Source organism: Candidatus Clostridium eludens (assembly GCF_045310515.1).
In the GTDB taxonomy this organism is placed as follows: Bacteria; Bacillota; Clostridia; order Clostridiales; family Clostridiaceae; genus Clostridium_B; species Clostridium_B eludens.
In genome coordinates, this window is sequence record NZ_JBJHZX010000004.1 from 177,241 (window position 1) to 196,124 (window position 18,884).

Sequence of the window (18,884 nt, forward strand, 5' to 3'; positions counted from 1 at the left end):
ACACTAAGCTCCAGGATAATTTAACAAAACCTGAAGCTTAGAAATCTTTAATTAATCGAGGAAGTCTTATACACATATAATTCATGTAGAGCTCTTGTAGCCATTATATATTTTAATGTATCATCATCTTGAGAGGTATCTATCATTATAACAGCATCAAATTCTAACCCTTTAGCAAAATAACCTGGAAGTATAACTTCTCCACTAGAATAAATCATATCTTCTCTATTTATCAAATTTATATGTATTCTTCTCTTAATTAAATTGCTTAAAGCTTCTGCATTTTTTAAATCTCTACATATTATAGCAATACTTTCATAACCTCTCTCTTTTAATTTTACAACATCATCAAGTATTTTGTCCACAAGTTCTTTATGATTATCCATTTGTTTTTCTATAACTTCCATGCCTTTTCTTACTAAAGATATGATTTTGTTATATTTCAAATATTTATTTGCATAACTAATTATCTCATTTGTAGATCTATAGCTTCTATCCAGTGAAAAATTCTTTACTTCTATATCAGAAAAAATATCTTTTAAATGCAGCATAGCAGGCTCCTGCTCTGATGATATAATTCTTTGATTGATATCTCCTACTATGGTAAATGATTTACAATCTGTAAGCTCTTTGATAACCCTAAACTGCAATGGTGAATAGTCTTGAGCTTCGTCTATTACTATATGTCTTATTCCCCTGTTATATTTTAATCCCTGTAACCTTATCTTCAAATATAAAATAGCCGCTAAATCATCATGAATTAATTGTTTATTCTCATTAAAGTCATTATATATTGATACTACATCCGGTTCATCCATCCATTTCAATTTTTCCTTTTTAATTTTTATTATTTCACATATTACATTTCTTATCTTATTTCGCCTTTTATATTCTAAATTAGTTTGAAAATCATTAAGCTGACTTTCTGTCATGTTCTTAATTTTATCTTTATATTCTTCTTGAATAAATCCTACTAGAATATTTCTTTCATCCTTTATTTTTGAGTATATTACCCTTTTTAATCTTCTAATTCTTTTAAATAAAGGCATACTTTTAAAATCATATCTCAACATTTTATATATTTGTTCTTTAGATATTATTGCTTTGTCATAAAATAACACATCATCTATTTTAAAATAAGTTTCTTCTATATTGTTAACTAATTCATCCATATCACTCATATATTCCAATGAGCCCTTATACATAATTTCATCAATAAATTTATTGTTTTTATCTAAAATATTTTCAACATAATCTCTAAGATCCATTATATCAGGTAGATTTAACATACTTCCAAAAAATTCTCTGAAAGTTGTTTGGATAACTTTTTCTTCTCCTAAACTAGGAAGTACCATGGAGATATAATCTATAAATATGCTATTAGGTCCCAATATAAGTACTTTTTCTTGCAGTATTTTTCTATAATTATATAGAAGGTAAGCCACTCTGTGAAGGGCTATGGTAGTTTTCCCACTTCCAGCTACTCCATTTACCACAACTGCTCCTTTTCTAGGCTGTCTTATTAAGTTATCCTGCTCCCTTTGTATTGTCATTACTATATCTTTTAATTTTTCTCCAGCATTTTTACTAAGTACCATTTGCAATATTTCATCCTTTACATCCATGCTGGAGTCAAACATTCCCAAAAGGTTAGATTTTTTTATAATAAACTGCCTCTTTGAAAGTACCTCTGTTTCTATTTCTCCTGCAGGAGATTTGTATTTTATAAGCCCTAACTTTCCTGCATAAAACAGTGCACATACTGGAGATCTCCAATCCACTACAATAGGTTCATAATCTTCTTTTCTAGTCATGCCAAATCTGCCTATATATATAGTTTCATTTCCATAACTATCTTTAAAATTAAGTTTTCCAAAATAAGGTGAAAGCGTAAGTATAGTAAATTCTCTTATACTCTTATTTACCAATCTATACTGTTCTTCTCTTGCATACATTTCGTGGCTAAAATACTCTACATATTGATCTTCATCATCCTTATATTGTTCCAAATTTTTTTCTCTTAGATCAAGTATAGAGCTGACTACTTCTTTTCTAAGGTTCACATAATTTAATATCTGAACATTAATTTCCTTTAACACTTCTTTTAATTTTTCTTTTTCCAAATTTAGTTCAAAGTTCCTCTCCAACTCCTTTTTTGAATCCTCTGTGTACATATTCATATCTCCATTTCATTAAATTATTAGTTGCTAGAGTCTATGCACCCCGGTGATTAGTGATTTATCCGAACGCTACCATTGCTAACACCCCCATCTTCTTCAAAGTGGGGGATAAGCACTGCTACGCGCCTGGATAAGTTCTTCTAAGGTTCAGATGGAGAAAAGTATTTCTCTTAAGCAAACTCCACCTGAACCTAAGAATCACTTGATTTTCTCTATATACTATGCCCTTTTATTATACTCATAAACTCATCTCCCATTAGAGTTTCTTTTTCCATAAGTCTTTCTGATATTTCCACAAGCAATTCTATATTATCTTGAAGAAGTTCTCTTGATTTATTATGACATTGTTTTATTATATTTAAAGTTTCTTCATCAATAATTGAAGCAGTTTCTGCACTACAATTTTGTACCAGTCCGCCATCCAAATGTCTATTTTGTACAGATTCCAGTGCCATCATATCAAATCTTTCGGTCATTCCATAAATTGTAACCATGCTCCTGGCAGTCTGGGTGGCTCTTTCAATATCATTTGCAGCTCCTGTAGATATACTACTGAATTTAACCTCTTCTGCAGACCTGCCGGCTAACATAACACATATTTGATCTATCATTTCTTCTCTGGTAATTAAATATTTCTCCTCTGTAGGAAGCTGCATTGTGTAGCCAAGTGACCCCATGGTCCTTGGAACTATAGTTATTTTGTGAACAGGATCTGTATGCTTTAATAATGTAGCCACCAATGCATGACCTACCTCGTGAAAAGCAACCTGCATTTTTTCTTCAGGGGAAAGTATTCTGTCCTTCTTTTCCTTACCAGCTACAATTAATTCTACTGCATCCTCCAGATCACGCTGTGTTACTACACCTCTTTGATTTTTAACAGCTCTAAGTGCTGCTTCATTTATAATATTAGCAAGATCTGCTCCTACAGCTCCAGGTGTAGACTTAGCTATAGCATTTAAATCTACATCCCCCGAAACTTTAACACCTTTTATATGAACTTTTAATATGTCCTCTCTCCCTTTTAAGTCAGGTCTGTCAACTACCACCCTTCTGTCAAATCTCCCTGGCCTTAAAAGTGCCTTATCTAAGACCTCCGGCCTGTTAGTAGCTGCCAATATAACTACTCCTTTAGAGGAATCAAATCCATCCATTTCAGCTAAGAGCTGGTTTAAAGTCTGTTCTCTTTCATCATTTCCGGATATATTGCCTGCTCTGCTCTTACCTATAGCATCTATTTCATCTATAAAAACTATACAGGGAGCTTTTTCCTGGGCTTGTTGAAATAAATCCCTTACCCTAGAAGCACCCATACCTACAAACATTTCTACAAAGGCAGAGCCTGATATGGAAAAAAAAGGAGCTTTTGCTTCTCCTGCCACTGCTTTAGCAAGTAAGGTTTTGCCTGTTCCCGGAGGTCCTACAAGAAGTGCCCCTTTAGGTAGTCTAGCTCCTATTGACACATATTTTTGAGAATTGTGCAAAAAATCAACTATTTCAACTAGGGATTCCTTGGCTTCTTCCTGTCCTGCAACATCTTCAAAATTAACACCTGTTTCATTTTCTGCATATATTTTTGCAGTATTTTTACCAAATGACATAACCCCACTGCCTATTTTTTTGCCTAATGCTCCTAAAATAATATTTGCAAAAAACACAAGTATAATTACAGGTAAAATCCAGCCTGTAAAAATATTTTTTGCTAAGGTATTTTCCTGTGCTTGAAATTCAATTTTTGCAGCACTCAATTTTTTTATTAAATCAGGATCATCTAACTTTTCTGTATAAAGTATTTTTTCCTCATTCTCATTACCTTTAACTTTAGGTACTATAATTAATTTATCTTTACCAATTTTAACCTGGGATATTTTATTCTGGTTAATATAATTGATAAAATCACTATATTTTATATGCTCATATTTCAATCCAGTAAAATACTCATTAACTATGAATACGATTATAATCGCTAACAGTGCATAGTATATAAGATATTTAAATTTATTGCCTTTAAACTTTTTATTATTCAACATAACTGTATAGGCCTCCACTTTACTCCAACTTATAATTCTAGTTATATTATAACAATAAATATCTTTTTTTTAATACTTTACAACATATTTTCAAAGTTATTTGTTAGAATAAAAAAGAAATACTACCAAGACTAGTAGTATTTCTAAATTTTTAATATGCTCTGCCCCAATAAACCAATTTATCTGCTTTCTTTCCACAACACACACAGTTATCTGAAATATGTTCTTGTTCAAATGGAATACATCTTGAAGTTGCCCCGGTAAGCTCTTTAATTTTTTCTTCGCACTTAGCATCCCCACACCACATAGCTCTGATAAAACCTTTTTTATTGCTCTGTATATCCTTAAATTCTTCCATATTTACAGCATCATGTGTATTTTCTTCTATAAATTTCTCTGCTCTTTCCAGCATGGAATTATGGATATTGTCTAAGAGGGCTGGTATTTTATCTTGAAGACTGTCCATGGACACTACTATTTTTTCCCTATTATCTCTTCTCACCAGTACAACCTGATTTTTTTCAATATCCTTAGGTCCTATCTCTAAACGTATAGGTACCCCTTTCATCTCATGTTCACTGAACTTCCAGCCAGGCATTTTATCACTATCATCAATTCTTACTCTTGCAATCTTCCCTAATGTTTCCTTTAATTCATTTGCCTTTTCCAATACTCCTGCCTTGTGCTGAGCTATAGGAACTATAATTACCTGTACAGGAGCTATTCTAGGCGGAACTACCAATCCATTATCATCTCCATGCACCATTATAAAGGCACCTATAACACGTGTAGTCATTCCCCAGGAAGTTTGATACACATATTGGAGTTTTCCATTTTTATCTAAATATTGTACTTCAAAAGGTTTTGCAAAATTCTGACCGAAATAATGTGATGTACCAGATTGAAGTGCCTTTCCATCATGCATCAATGACTCTATAGTATAGGTAGCTTCTCCTCCGGCAAATTTTTCACTTTCAGTTTTTTGTCCTTTTAAAACAGGAATAGCAAGCATTTCTCTGCAAACTTCTTCATATATATTGAGCATCTTTATAGTTTCTTCTTCTGCCTCTTCTTTAGTAGCATGTATGGTATGACCTTCCTGCCATAAAAATTCTGTAGTTCTTAAGAAAGGTCTGGTAGTCTTTTCCCATCTTACTACAGAACACCATTGATTATATAACTTTGGTAAATCCTTGTAAGATTGAACTATTTTAGCATAATGTTCACAAAATAAAGTTTCAGAAGTTGGTCTAACACACAGCTTTTCTGTAAGTTCCTCACTACCTCCAAGAGTTACCCATGCTACTTCAGGAGCAAATCCCTCTACATGATCTTTTTCCTTTTCCAGAAGTGATTCTGGAATAAACAGTGGCATATACACATTTTCATGCCCTGTCTCTTTAAATCTTCTATCCAGATAACTTTGAATATATTCCCACATGGCATAAGCATAAGGTCGTATTATCATACAGCCACGTACACTTGAGTAATCAGCTAATTCTGCCTTTTTTACAATATCAGTATACCACTGGGCAAAATCCTCATCTCTTGATGTTATCTGCTCTACTAATTTTTTATTCAATTTAATTCCCTCCAAAATTTAATTATACTTTGTTATGAATCTATTATTTTAGATAATAAAAACCCCCAATCCCACAAAAGGGACCGAGGTTATATCGGCGGTACCACCCTGATTAATATATTTGAAATTAAATATACTCACTTAATATTTTAACGGCAATTACCGCTGCACCCTATTACTTCAGTGCAGAACTCCAAGGCAGGTTCAAAAATGTTTCTTTAGAAACTTTCACCAAGCGTTTCCTCTCTAAAAAAGAATACCAAATTTACTAATCCTTTTCTTTGTATCTTTAATATTTAATTAACTGTAACAATTCATTTTATATAATAGGATATAAAAAATTCGTTGTCAATACATTTTTCAGTTATGAAATTTAAAATACTTGATTGCTTACATCTTTGAAAAACATGCTATAAATGTAAATTAGTAATTTAATAAATTAATTGTAAAAGCTGCATACTAAAAAATAAGGAGGTGTATTTTTTGAAACTAAGAGAAAAATTTAATAAAATTTTCATTATACTAATTATTTTTACCTTATGTAACAGTGTATTTATTTCCGAAGCAAGTGCTTTTTCAGCACATTCCTATTATACAAAAAACCCCAAAAGACCAAATCATCTTTATGCAATATATGAAAATGACTTAACTTCAGCAGAAAAAACCATGATAGCTACCCTGCAGGGAGTAATATCAAACATTTCAGATTCTCAGATATATATTCTCAGTAAAAGCCAGCAGGATTATAAAATATGGTTGGATGACTTAAAAGAAAATTATGGAATAACTTATGATATAGTAAAGAATCCCTGGTACCTGTTAGATAAATTCAAATCTCATGTAAAGGGGTATGTACTTTACCACAATTCTTCTTCTAAAGACCCTTCAATAAATAACGCCTGTTCTCTTGCTGCTGTAAAAAATTGTTTAGCTATTGATGAATCTATAGAAAATAAAATCAGAACTCATGGTATAAAAAAGATGAAAGGCGATTGTAGAAACACAGATAAATACTGGGCTTATAATAATTTATGGAAGTTTAAACTAAACCATTCTACTGTAATTGAACTATCCCCAAACAAAAGTGTACCTTTAAGAGATTACGCCATAATGAATAAATGTCTGGTATTTTACGAAGATACTGCTAAAGATTTTTCCTTAAGAGATAAAATATTTGGTTCTATGAAAAAAGATTCTATTTGTTTAGGTTGGGGACCAGACGAATATGGAAATGTAAAAGAAGCTTCAAAATATGGAGTAAGTGTAGTTCCTGCAGATTGGTCTTATAATTTAACCGTACTTAGTGCATTTCCTTCAATACCTATAACACAGGAAAGCAATAAAGCACCTTTAAATAATCTTTCCTCAAAAGATATGCACTATGTAACATTTGTTATGTCAGATGGAGATAACCAGCAGTGGAACCTTGGAAATAATTATAGTTCCAAAAAATGGTATGGTTCTTCCAGCCGTGGTAAATTCAACATGGGATTTGCCATAAGTCCTTCTATATATGAACTAGCTCCAACTGCATTCAAGCTATATTACAAAAGTGCTCATTCTGGCACTTACAATGATAATTTTATTGTGTCCCCTTCAGGGGAAGGATATATGTATCCAAGCAAATTTAAAGAAGATGCCCTTAAACTAAATATTAAAAGATTAAATAATTATATGAAAAAGGCGGACCAAAAATACGTGGCAATTTTAGATGACTGGTCTTTTCGTAATATAGGTTTATGGGATAAATATACAGCCTACCCTAATATACAGGGTATATTTTATTTAAATTATAGTAGACAAGATGACTATAAAGGAGAAATTCTCTGGAGCAACGGTAAACCTGTGGTCTCATGTAGAAACTTACTTTGGTCTAAACTTGAAGAGAATAATACCTTAATTGAAAAAATTAATTCCTATGTAAATCAGGGATATACTGATATAAGTAATCCAAATGCTTATACTTTCGTATATGTACACGCCTGGAGCAAAACCATGGGAGATGTTGAAAAAGTCATAAGTGAATTAAATAAAAATCCTAAAATAAAAATTGTTACACCTGATACATTTATGAATCTTATAAAAAATAACATCAAACATAAATAAATATTAACAAATTCGAATCATATAAAATATATAATTAAGGTAAGACATACTTTAATTTAATGTCTTACCTTAATTTTTTAGTTTGTAAGTATTTTCTTTAAGAGTCCCGAGGTTTTTTTAGTTGATATTGGAAAATATAATTCTTCTGTATCCTCTGTTATAGGCTTAAATTCGTATCCTTGAGTTTTGTAATAATTTATTATGTTAGGAAGGGCAATACAGGTATTTTTGTGCATATAATCGCAGTGCATTAAAAGTATAATGGAATTAAGGTGTTCTGGATTCTTAGTAGTCTCTTTAAATAATTTATATGGAGAAGTTTTAGCATTAATTCCATCGGAAGCCTGTATATTCCAATCATATATTTTGAAATTATTTTCATGTAACTGCTGCAAGAATTTATCATTCAAATGCCTTCTGCTGCCGCCCGGAAATCTTATTATATGACTTTCCACTCCTGTAATCTTTTTAATCATATCACTGGTGGTCATCATCTCTTTAATAAAATTATCCTTATTTCTGTAAATATTATTATATTTATGGGTATATGTGTGAAGACCTATACTATGTCCTTCATCATAAATTCTCTTTATCACCTCTTCATTATCCGGTATTTGATTTCCTATAATAAAAAATGTTGCCTTTACATTATTTTGTTTCAATATATCTAAAACTTTATTTGTCATAATACTAGGACCGTCATCAAAAGTCAGATAGATAACTTTTTTTTCATTACTCTTTACCGACTCCGGTATGTCCTCTTTTATACTCTCTGCCATAACTGCATTTATATTTAAATTAAATACCATAAAAAATATAAACACAATAGCATTTATCATTATGCTATTTTTATGCTCCAATCTAATACGCCTACCTCTCCTTTAGCTTTTATCCACTTAGACCAGTTAGTATTAAATTCATCTTTATTTTCTCTTACATATTTATAAAAATTTTTTATAAACTCAGCTCTCTCAAAGGAGTAACTCCCTGGTTTGTAAGAAGGCTTAAGAAGGTTTTTTCCTCCCAGTAAAACCTGTCTTTCCATTATATCCTCTAAACTTACATTTTTACCATTTCTCATAATATCGTACATCACCATAAAGGTAGTAGTTCTGCCAATGCCAGCTTTACAGTGAAAATGCATCCAGCCATCTTGTGGAAGTTTTTTGACTAATTTTATAAAATAGTCCACCATTTCGTCTGAAGGTTTTTCATTGTCAGTAACAGGTATCCTTATATAAAACATTTTGTGCTTTTCTACTAATTCTTTTTCACTTTGAACTTCAGTAGGTATTATCTCCTTGTTTTTAATTGTAATGGGTTCATTTAGCTTAATACTTTTTAATTTATTATTTTCATCCTTTAAGACTTGTTCTTTTGTTAAACCTTTATTTGCCTTATTCTTTCCATCCTCCCCCAGCCAGCTCACTGCAAAATGATTAATGAATCCATGAGATTCCTGCCTTAAATCTACTATAAATATAGGTATATTATCACCTATAGCTTCTTTCATAAGTCCTATATTTTTTGTAGTAAACTGGGCACTTCCTGATTCATTTAATGATGAAAGTCCCGTTAAGTTTGGAAGATCATCATCATCTTTAATAGTATCTGTTGTCTTCCTAAACCTTTTTGGCATTTCATCTTCCTTTTTAGAATCTATTCTAAGCTGTACATCTTCATCTTGTGATCTAAAAATACCTTTGGAATATACTACAGATATTCCTATAAATGATACTGCAAATATAATCAACATAAATATACTAAGTCTTTTCTTCATATATACTTCACCCCTTTTAAAATTAATTAGTTAAATTTAGCAGTACAGTTTTTTAACAATTCATATATATCTTTTGAAATTTACATAAATAATATTACTGAACACATACAAAATAAATAAAAAATGCTACTATAAAATTTAATATTTATAGGGTATTTTGCAATAAGTGTATTTATTTCTTAATATTGAAATAATTTTCAACGAATGATTCTAATATCTAATACAAAAAATAAATTATGTGTTAAAGAAATTTAAAGATTATAAAAGGAGGTAGCCCTATGGCTAAAGCAGGCAGTAGAAGACCTGATCCAAAAGATCCACATGGAACTGAAAGCAATAGAAAAATGCATATTGAAAAAAACACTTTAAATCCTGTACCAGAAATTCAGGGAAAAGCTAAAACCGGAAATAAAAAAGCATAATTAACTTTAGGAGGGAATAAAATATGCCAAAAGATAGTCAGCCTGACAACAAAAAAGCTAGAAAGAAAAAGAGTAAAGGACAAATACCTATTACAGAAGAAGCACAAAATCATAATAAAAATACAAAAAAGCAATCAACAAGATAATCTTTTAATCACCATGAAAATATCCCCCGCATAAATTATTAATATATTTATTTTGTGCGGAGGATAGATATGAATGTTGTATTAACAAACCTACATTATGTATATCTTGTCTTCATTTTAATCATAATTATAGCTATGATAATGAAAAAGGATATATCCCTTATATGTATAATCGGTATTTTTGCATTGGGCATACTTTCAAACCACTCCATATACAAATCTACTATACAACTCTTCAATAGCCTCATTTACGCCACTAAAGAACTTATGCCTACCATTTTCATTATTTCCATAATAACTGCTATGAGCAATGTATTAATTGTAGTAGGCATAAACAAAGAATTGGTGTCACCTTTTAAAAAGATAATTAAATCCTATTGGATGTGCTATTGGATTATAGGTATAGTTATGATGGCCCTATCCTGGTTCTTCTGGCCTTCTCCTGCAGTAGCTCTCATAGGCGCATTGTTTTTACCTATAGCCAAAAAGGTAGGTCTTCCACCTATAGGTGCCGCTATCGCTATGAATTTATTTGGACACGGTATTGCTCTATCCAGCGACTTTATAATACAGGGTGCACCCAAACTAACAGCAGATGCAGCCGGAATACCAGTTTCCAAGGTAATATCTGCAAGCATTCCATTAACTATAGTAATGGGAGTAGTAACTACCACAGTAGCCTTTTATATGTTAAGAAAAGATATGAAAAATCAAAAGTTAAATACCGTTTTTGATAAAGAAGAAACAGAAGAAATATATGAAGAAAATCACACTATAATCACATCTACTATACTCAGAAAGATTTTAACTTTAATAGTAATAGCAATATTCTTGGGAGATATAATAGTAATGTATATCTACAAACTGCAGGGGAGAGATGCTACTGCCCTAATAGGAGGAACTTCACTGTTCATTTTGAGTTTTATTTCAATTATAGCATATGGTAAAAAATCTCTTGAAAAAATCACAACTCACATTGTAGAAGGCCTTCAATTCGGATTTAAAGTATTTGGTGTAGTTATTCCAATAGCCGCATTTTTTTATCTGGGTGATTCAGCCTTTACTGAAATATTCGGTAAAGTATTACCTCAATCCTCTCATGGTATAGTTAATGACCTTGGAATTGCCCTTTCAAATATGGTACCTCTAAATCCATTATTGGCATCTGGAACTTTAACTGCTGTAGGTGCTATAACAGGACTAGACGGTTCTGGTTTTTCAGGAATATCCCTTGTAGGATCTATAGCTAAATTATTTTCCACTGCAATAGGCGGAGGAATAGCCGTATTGACAGCTCTAGGTCAAATAGCAGGTATATGGGTTGGCGGCGGAACTATAATACCATGGGCAGTAATACCTGTTGCAGCTATATGCAAGGTAGATGCCTTTGAGCTGGCCAGGAGAAATTTAAAACCTGTTATTATAGGTTTACTTGTAACTACCTTATTTGCAGTATTTTTAATATAATATATAACTGATGAAATTGCTTTAAAAATTAGCATATTTACCACGAATATAAATTTATATACTATTGATAATTTTGCTCTTATGATGTAATATTGATACTGGATTTAGCAAGACATGATTCACTTATTATTTACTTTAAAATAGCTGGATTGTTAAAATTACACTTAATAAAGTGTAATAAAGCAATTTTCTAAAATATGCTTGAATATCCATTGATATTATAGATTTTCATATTTAAATAAGTTGACTTAAGGTAACTTAGATGATATAATTTAATACTACATTGACTTACTGTCATATGTAGTATTAAATTATCAACCTGGGGGCGTAATTGGTTTCGACGGGGGTGAGATGTGTTTGAGAAGCGAGTCGAGGGAATCCTGTGGACCCGCGTTAAAAAACTATGGGATTAAATATAAACGAAAACGATAATTTAGCATTAGCTGCTTAATATAGCAGCTCGTCAGCCTAAGCTTCCCACGACTTAGGGTCTGGCGTCGACAGTGGGGAAACGAGTCCAGGAAAGCTTTGACCTGGAAACGGAATTAATGAAGCTACTGAACTTAGAAGCCTGTCCTTAGGCATCTAAAAGAGGGAATGTTAAAATAAGGACTGCACTCGGAGATGCTCAAATGTTTCTGCTTTCGGACAGGGGTTCGATTCCCCTCGCCTCCACCATTAAAACCCACGATACATATGACCGTATTGGAGAAATCCAGTACGGTTTTTTTATTCTACTTTTTTTATTTAAAATTAGGAGTTAAGTTTAAAATATAAATTCGAATTTTGCGACAGCCCCTTTTATATTTAATAACTATATGTCTCCCTAAATTTAATTTATAGCTTATAGCTATTAAGCTATTTTATCAACAAGCTTATTTATAGCACCCACTGACTCACCATAGTTACTTAAGAACACATCTTTTGCGTCAACCGGCAATATGCCCCGCTTTAGAAATCATTTTCGAAAATCTAAAGAGCCATTTTAAGCTGCTTAAGCATCAAATACAGCCTATCTGCTTTCATACGTTTGTTCTGTGGTATGTCCTTAAGATAGTATTTTGTATTTATAAAAGGAAATACTATTAATATATAAAATTTAAAGGATATGTATGAGGTGGACAATGAATAAACAACAGGCTGCATTATTATCTATAATTTCAAATACACTTTTAGTAATATTTAAACTAATAGTAGGTATATTAATAAATTCTGTGAGTGTTATTTCAGAATCAATACATTCTTTTATTGATCTACTTGCAAGCATAATAGCCTTCTTTTCTATTAAGGCAGCTGAAAAACCTGAAGATGAAAAGCACCCATTTGGGCATGGAAAATATGAAAATATTTCGGGATTCATAGAGGCAATATTGATTTTTTTTGCAGCAATTTTTATTATTTATGAATCTACTAAAAAACTATTAGGTGGTGTAGAAATTCAAAATTTATCAGCTGGAATTTTTATAATGCTTATTTCTTCAGTAATTAACTTTATAATATCGCGTTTTCTCATTAAAATATCAAAACAGACAAATTCCTTGGCTCTTGAAGCTGATGGAATGCATTTATTAACAGATGTCTTTACTTCTTTTGGTGTATTTTTAGGCCTTATAGCTATATATTTTACAGGTATAAAAATACTTGATCCAATAATAGCAATACTTGTTGCACTCCTTATAATCAAAGTAGCAATAGATATTACGAAAAAATCTATTGATGGTTTATTAGATAGTAATCTTCCAGAAGAAGATATACAGAAAATAATAAATATAATGAAAACTCATTCAGAGGTTAAAAGTTACCATAAACTCCGTACTATATAAATTCAACTAACAAATAGCTATAATTAAATTCTCCAAAATGGAAATACTAAAATAAATAAACTATTGGAGATGATGCTTATGGCAGAAAAATTAAAAGTTAATTGTAAACATGCCTCTTATGATATGTTAAAACAGCTGTATCAAACGGAAAAAGATGTAAGAATGAAAACTAGGTTACTTGTAATACTATATTTTTTCGAAGGTTATTCAAGCCTCAAGATTGCAAAACTTGTTCACCAATCAGATTCCACAGTAAGGCGATACCTACATAGATATAATAAATTTGGATTGTCAGGTTTAAAAGATATACCCCATCCCCCTAAAAATACTATATTAAGTGATGAAGAACTTAAAGAAATTGATAAGGATTTATCCCAAAGTCCGCGTGATAATGGCCTGGAATACAGTAATTGGACAGGAAATCTTTTAGTTGCCATGGTGAAAAATCAATTTAATAAAATTATATCATTAGGTACTGCATATAATATTCTCCATAAATTAAACTACTCTAAAACTCGCCCAAAGAAAATGGATAAAAGGGTAGATAAAGAAACATTAGAGAATTTTAGAGATAAACTTGATGATTTGCTTGAATTAAAAGATGAAAATACTGAAATTCTTTATGAAGATGAAGCTATAATAACTTCTGAGCCAACAATTACAAGAATATGGTCAAAAGTAGGTGATCAAACTGTAGTTAAAACCAATAGTAGTGGTACAAGACAGAGAACTGTAGTATTCGGTGCAGTAAACCCTGAAAAAGGCAAGTTAACTCAACAACTAAATGATAAAGGAAACACTGAGAATTTCAAGTCTTTTTTAAAATAGGGTGTCTCAAGATTATCCTGATAAAAGAGTTATAATTATAGCCGATAATGCAAGATATCATCATTTTAAGGGAATAAACCAATATTTAGAAGAGTTAAAAAATATAGAATTTTTGTATTTGCCATCATATTGTTCTCAGTTAAATGCCATAGAACACTTATGGAAAAGTATTCGTTCCAATGTAACACATAATACTCTTTTTAACAATTTTTCAGACTTGTTACAGCAAATTACTTCTTATTTAAGTTCAATAAAAGAGGACAAGACCACATTGAAAAAACTATGTGCATATATTCATTAGCTCTTACCCCTATAAAGTTAGCTATTTGTTATTGTAAATTATATAGAATGAGTGGAGCTAAAAAAGAAATTGATATTCATATTCAACTTAGTAACCAAATTGCCTTAGATAAGGCCCATGAAATTACTAATAGTATTGAAAATGAAATTAAATCTGTATTTCCAAACTCCTATAGTGTAGTTCATATAGAACCAAAAAGATGAAGAAATAGAACAATACTAGTTGGTTTATATCAGATCTATATTATTAAGTATCAGATCTATATTATTAAATAAAAGACATATGCTAATCATTTAAAATCAAATATCAGTTAATATTAGAAATTTATACTATATTCCATTGGATAGTATATGATTTTTAGTACTTACCCAGTGGGATGATATTAATATAATGTAAAAAGGTCTTCTTTTATCAAAAGACCTTTATTACTTTACAGTTTATTTCAGTTATGTTTTCTTATAGCCTAATACTTAGCTTCATTGTTTCTTCCAGTATGCTTTTGCTTCCTCCTCGAGTAATTTTAACCTTGTATAATAATCAGGAAGCTCACTTAGGTGAGCCAGTGCATTTTTTCCAGTGGTAATAGGTTCATCTGCAGTAACATTTGTCTGGTTGTACTTTCTTCCATGTTCAAGTTCAGTGTTTACTCCTATCCAATACTCATCTAAATCAAATTTACTTTTTGCAAAATCAATACCAAAAAGTAAAGCAATAGCAGCAGCTTCCTCCTTAGAGAAACTAGTTTTAGCAGTGGCTGGATTTTTTACGGCTACCTTGTTGGATGTAACTATATTTGAGTTTTTGTTCAGTATATAGTTATATTTAGTTGCATGCTTCATCTCATCAGTAAGAATTCTAAACACTGTATCCCTATAAAATCTGCTAGGTAAACCTTCCCTTATAAATCTATATTTTTCCATGGCTCCCAATTCACCAAAAACAGCTTTGCTTATACCTTCTATATATGAGGCTGGCCTTGTAAAATCTTTACCATCTTTACTGTCAATTTCTTTGCCAGTATAATGCTTGTATATTTCTCTAAACCACTTACGATGATTTCTTTCGTCATTTCTTATAGATGTGATAATATTTTTTTCTTCTTGTGTAGGGGCTATACTAATAAAATAATCGTAGAGAAGTTCGTCAGATCTTTCGCCTTGTACTGCTTCTTTTATAAGCTCTAGTGCCTTCTTGAAAGCTTCTTGGGTAAAATCCATACCATAGTTAGAACATTTCATGCATGGTACCATATACGGATTATTATATTTGTACAAACAAATCACTCCTGTAAAAGTAATCACTACCAATATATGATAATTAACTATTAATGTACATAAAAATACATAGGTTTATACACGTATTGTGATTTATATTTTTTTCATAATTTTGATTGTTTTAAATTCGTTTCAATAATGCAAGCTCTTTTGGGTTAGTAATTTTTATACTATTTTAGCATATCCTTGGCAGCATCTCTTCATCTAAAATATTTAGAATTCTCATGCCTCCAAAGGAATTTTCCATGTATACCATATGTTCTAAATCATCAGTAAAACTCCCTATGATATTTGCATTACCACACTGCTCTAAATTATGAAGCTTATTTAATATTTCCTCAGCCATTTCACTCTTAACTACAAACACAACTCTTCCTTCACAAGCCATATATAGTGGATCTAAGCCTAATATTTGATTTACAGCAGATACCTCTCTTTCAATGGGTATACTTTCTTCCAGGAGCTTTATACTTAAGCCTACTCTATCTGAAATTTCATTTAATATTGTAACAAGCCCTCCCCTTGTAGGATCTTTCATTATTTTTATAAAAGGATAGTACTTTTTAAGTATACTTATAATTTCATAAACTGGAGCACAATCACTTTTAATATTGCTTTTTATATCTATATGATATCTTTCAAGGGCTATAGTAGTACCATGTTCTCCTATATTCCCACTTACAATTATTTTATCTCCAGGTTCAATATTCTTTATTTTATAATTGTTTTCAATAATACCTACTCCAGAAGTATTTATAAACAATCCATCTATGCAGCCTTTTTCAACAACTTTAGTATCCCCGGTTACAATTTTAATCTTTGAAACTTCACACTGCAGGGACATTTCTTTAACTATTAAATCAAGAGTTTCAATTGGAAAACCTTCTTCTATTATAAATCCTGCACTTAAATATAAGGGTTTTGCCCCTGACACGGCTAAATCATTTACAGTACCACAAACTGCAAGCTTTCCAATATTCCCCCCAGAAAAGAATAGAGGTTTTACAACAAAAGAATCTGTCGTAAATGCCATTTTGCCTTGACTTACGGGAAATACAGCCGAATCCGCCCCACCATCTAAAATACTGTTATTAAAATATTTATAAAAAATACTTTCAATTAATTCATTTGTGTGTTTTCCACCATGACCATGAACTAATTTAATAGCTTCATTCATTATTTTTTATACCCCCCATATTTATAATAAATAGAACAAGGCCCTTCTGAAGACACCATACAGGGCCCAACTGGAGACTCTGGAATACATTCTCCACCAAAAAACTCACAATCATAAGGAAACTTTTTCCCTAATATGATTTCACTGCATATACAATCACTTTTATTTTTTTCTTCTATTGCCAATTTAAATTTATTTACAGCATCAAATTCTTCATATTTTCTATTTAAATACAAACCCGATTTTTCAATTTTGCCAATACCTCTCCACATACAGCCACTTTGAAAAAAACATTCTTTAATAATCCTCCTGGCAAGTAAATTTCCATTTGGTGTTACACAGGTTCTATATAAATTTTCAAACTTTTTTTCCCATCTACAATTTTGTTTGATTAAAAAATATATTGAAGATATAATATCTAAACTCTCAAAACCAGATACTACAGACGCAATATTATACTTTTCCTTAATAAATTTGAAATAGTCAGCACCTGTTATAACTGCCACATGCCCCGGACATATAATTCCTTGAATTTTACAATTTTCATCCTTTAATATTTTATGTAAAATTGGCTTCATAACCTTTAAACTGCTCAAAATAGAAAAATTGTTAATATTATTTTCTTTTGCCTTTTTTACAGTAAGTCCGATTAACGGAACAGTAGTTTCAAAACCAACTGCTAGGAAAACTACTTCAAAACTTTTATTTTCTTCTGCGATTTTAAGTGCATCTAAAGGAGAATATACTATATTGATTTTCTTTCCTTTTTCTCTTTGTTCTATCAAATTTTCTTTTGTTCCCCAAACTTTCATCAGATCACCAAAGGTTACCAATATAATATTATCTCTGTTTAAAAGTTCAATGGCTGCATCTATATAACCTTCCGATGTAACACAAACTGGGCATCCTGGCCCTGATACTAAATTTACCTTTTGATGAAGTAATTTCCTTATGCCCATTTTTGCTATACTTTGAGTATGAGTACCACATATCTCCATTATGGTGAAGTGCTCTATATCACTGTTTTTGATTTTATTAATTAAATTAATTAGGAGCTCATTTTCACTCATTTTCTATTTCCTCTTGAAATATCTTTTTTAAGTAATGAAAATATTCCCTATCAATCTTCTCTATTCCAAAACCCGCATGTATTAAAATATAATCTTTTATTTCAGGATTTTCTATAAGTTCAATATCCACATTTTTTTCTATACCCATAATATCCACTTTAGCTAAATTTCCATGAATAGATTTTATTATGCCTGGAATCGCAAGACACATTTTACATCCCCTCTTTCTTTATAATCTCATCTGCAATTACAATTTGTCCAAATGAAATTCCACCGTCATTTATAGGTGTTTGGGAATTAAAAAAAACTTCTAATCCTGCTTTTTTAAGTTCATTGTAGATGGATTTAAGTAAATGTTCATTTTCAAACACTCCTCCACTTAAAACAACTTTATATATTTTATATAGTTTTGATAATTTAAAGACTAGATCACAGGTAAGTTTTGAAATTGTATTATGAAATTTAGCAGATATTGTACTTTTTTTAACGCTATTATTAATGTCAACCAGCACCCCATGAATAATATCTTTAATTTCTACTAAAAAAACATTACCCTCATCTTTTATTTTATAGTTATAACATTCATGTACATTCTCATCCATTATATTTTCTAGAGCTATAGCAGCTTCACCATCATATGTAATAGTTCTCACAAGACCTATCAAAGCTGAGATGCAATCAAAAAACCGTCCAACACT

At 31.0% G+C, this 18,884-nt stretch carries 18 protein-coding genes, 1 other RNA gene and 1 other annotated feature; of the genes, 9 read left to right on the forward strand and 10 right to left on the reverse strand.

Annotated elements, in window-relative coordinates:
• Positions 1 to 47: 47 nt before the first annotated feature.
• The 3 genes from ACJDU8_RS04275 to proS form a co-directional block, all read right to left on the reverse strand.
• A complete protein-coding gene (locus ACJDU8_RS04275) occupies positions 48 to 2,174 on the reverse strand; it encodes a HelD family protein (RefSeq protein ID WP_406790915.1) in 2,127 nt (708 codons plus the stop codon).
• Between the two features lie 218 nt (positions 2,175 to 2,392).
• Complete coding sequence (gene ftsH, locus ACJDU8_RS04280) at positions 2,393 to 4,210, reverse strand: ATP-dependent zinc metalloprotease FtsH (RefSeq protein WP_406790916.1); 1,818 nt, start codon at positions 4,208 to 4,210, stop codon at positions 2,393 to 2,395.
• Positions 4,211 to 4,361: 151 nt separating this feature from the next.
• Positions 4,362 to 5,798 carry a proline--tRNA ligase gene (gene proS / locus ACJDU8_RS04285; protein WP_406790934.1) on the reverse strand — a complete coding sequence of 479 codons (1,437 nt, stop codon included), beginning with the start codon at positions 5,796 to 5,798 and terminating at the stop codon, positions 4,362 to 4,364.
• A gap of 69 nt (positions 5,799 to 5,867) precedes the next feature.
• Positions 5,868 to 6,083, reverse strand: a binding site (T-box leader).
• Positions 6,084 to 6,275: 192 nt separating this feature from the next.
• Between proS and ACJDU8_RS04290 the strand changes: the two genes are divergently transcribed.
• Positions 6,276 to 7,898 (forward strand): GxGYxYP domain-containing protein, encoded by a 1,623-nt coding sequence (locus ACJDU8_RS04290; RefSeq protein ID WP_406790917.1) that lies wholly within the window; start codon positions 6,276 to 6,278, stop codon positions 7,896 to 7,898.
• Between the two features lie 77 nt (positions 7,899 to 7,975).
• On the opposite strand, the gene ACJDU8_RS04295 is transcribed toward ACJDU8_RS04290, so the two are convergent.
• On the reverse strand, positions 7,976 to 8,758 hold the full coding sequence (locus ACJDU8_RS04295; RefSeq protein ID WP_406790918.1) for a polysaccharide deacetylase family protein: 783 nt from the start codon (positions 8,756 to 8,758) through the stop codon (positions 7,976 to 7,978).
• A complete protein-coding gene (locus ACJDU8_RS04300) occupies positions 8,737 to 9,678 on the reverse strand; it encodes a fused DSP-PTPase phosphatase/NAD kinase-like protein (RefSeq protein ID WP_406790919.1) in 942 nt (313 codons plus the stop codon). Before ACJDU8_RS04300 ends, ACJDU8_RS04295 begins: the two co-directional genes overlap by 22 nt.
• Positions 9,679 to 9,956: 278 nt before the next feature.
• On the opposite strand from ACJDU8_RS04300, the gene ACJDU8_RS04305 reads away from it, so the two are divergent.
• The 8 genes from ACJDU8_RS04305 (at position 9,957) to ACJDU8_RS04340 (ending at position 14,868) form a co-directional block, all read left to right on the forward strand.
• Complete coding sequence (locus tag ACJDU8_RS04305) at positions 9,957 to 10,100, forward strand: hypothetical protein (RefSeq protein ID WP_406790920.1); 144 nt, start codon at positions 9,957 to 9,959, stop codon at positions 10,098 to 10,100.
• A 23-nt stretch (positions 10,101 to 10,123) separates the two neighbouring features.
• A complete protein-coding gene (locus ACJDU8_RS04310; RefSeq protein WP_406790921.1) occupies positions 10,124 to 10,246 on the forward strand; it encodes a hypothetical protein in 123 nt (40 codons plus the stop codon).
• Positions 10,247 to 10,315: 69 nt separating this feature from the next.
• Positions 10,316 to 11,713, forward strand: a complete 1,398-nt coding sequence (locus ACJDU8_RS04315) for a hypothetical protein (RefSeq protein ID WP_406790922.1) — start codon at positions 10,316 to 10,318, stop codon at positions 11,711 to 11,713.
• 321 nt (positions 11,714 to 12,034) lie between these two features.
• Positions 12,035 to 12,391, forward strand: a transfer-messenger RNA (tmRNA) gene (gene ssrA, locus ACJDU8_RS04320).
• Between the two features lie 446 nt (positions 12,392 to 12,837).
• On the forward strand, positions 12,838 to 13,536 hold the full coding sequence (locus ACJDU8_RS04325; RefSeq protein WP_406790923.1) for a cation diffusion facilitator family transporter: 699 nt from the start codon (positions 12,838 to 12,840) through the stop codon (positions 13,534 to 13,536).
• 78 nt (positions 13,537 to 13,614) lie between these two features.
• Positions 13,615 to 14,364, forward strand: a complete 750-nt coding sequence (locus ACJDU8_RS04330) for an IS630 family transposase (protein WP_406790924.1) — start codon at positions 13,615 to 13,617, stop codon at positions 14,362 to 14,364.
• A gap of 1 nt (position 14,365) precedes the next feature.
• Complete coding sequence (locus ACJDU8_RS04335; RefSeq protein ID WP_406790925.1) at positions 14,366 to 14,665, forward strand: transposase; 300 nt, start codon at positions 14,366 to 14,368, stop codon at positions 14,663 to 14,665.
• 47 nt (positions 14,666 to 14,712) lie between these two features.
• Positions 14,713 to 14,868: a cation transporter dimerization domain-containing protein gene (locus tag ACJDU8_RS04340; protein WP_406790926.1), complete on the forward strand. Its 156-nt coding sequence runs from the start codon at positions 14,713 to 14,715 to the stop codon at positions 14,866 to 14,868.
• 273 nt (positions 14,869 to 15,141) lie between these two features.
• On the opposite strand, the gene ACJDU8_RS04345 is transcribed toward ACJDU8_RS04340, so the two are convergent.
• The 5 genes from ACJDU8_RS04345 to ACJDU8_RS04365 form a co-directional block, all read right to left on the reverse strand.
• Positions 15,142 to 15,939, reverse strand: a complete 798-nt coding sequence (locus tag ACJDU8_RS04345; RefSeq protein WP_406790927.1) for a DUF5661 family protein — start codon at positions 15,937 to 15,939, stop codon at positions 15,142 to 15,144.
• A 175-nt stretch (positions 15,940 to 16,114) separates the two neighbouring features.
• The gene (gene hypE, locus ACJDU8_RS04350; RefSeq protein WP_406790928.1) at positions 16,115 to 17,116 is read right to left on the reverse strand and encodes a hydrogenase expression/formation protein HypE; all 1,002 of its coding nucleotides are present in this window, start codon (positions 17,114 to 17,116) and stop codon (positions 16,115 to 16,117) included.
• Positions 17,116 to 18,186, reverse strand: a complete 1,071-nt coding sequence (hypD, locus tag ACJDU8_RS04355) for a hydrogenase formation protein HypD (RefSeq protein ID WP_406790929.1) — start codon at positions 18,184 to 18,186, stop codon at positions 17,116 to 17,118. The genes hypE and hypD overlap by 1 nt, the downstream gene beginning before the upstream one ends.
• Entirely contained in the window at positions 18,179 to 18,397 is a 219-nt protein-coding gene (locus ACJDU8_RS04360) for a HypC/HybG/HupF family hydrogenase formation chaperone (RefSeq protein WP_265874181.1), read from the reverse strand. Before ACJDU8_RS04360 ends, hypD begins: the two co-directional genes overlap by 8 nt.
• Before the next feature lies 1 nt (position 18,398).
• On the reverse strand, positions 18,399 to 18,884 hold a 486-nt coding region (locus ACJDU8_RS04365), incomplete at its 5' end, for a Kae1-like domain-containing protein (RefSeq protein ID WP_479723066.1).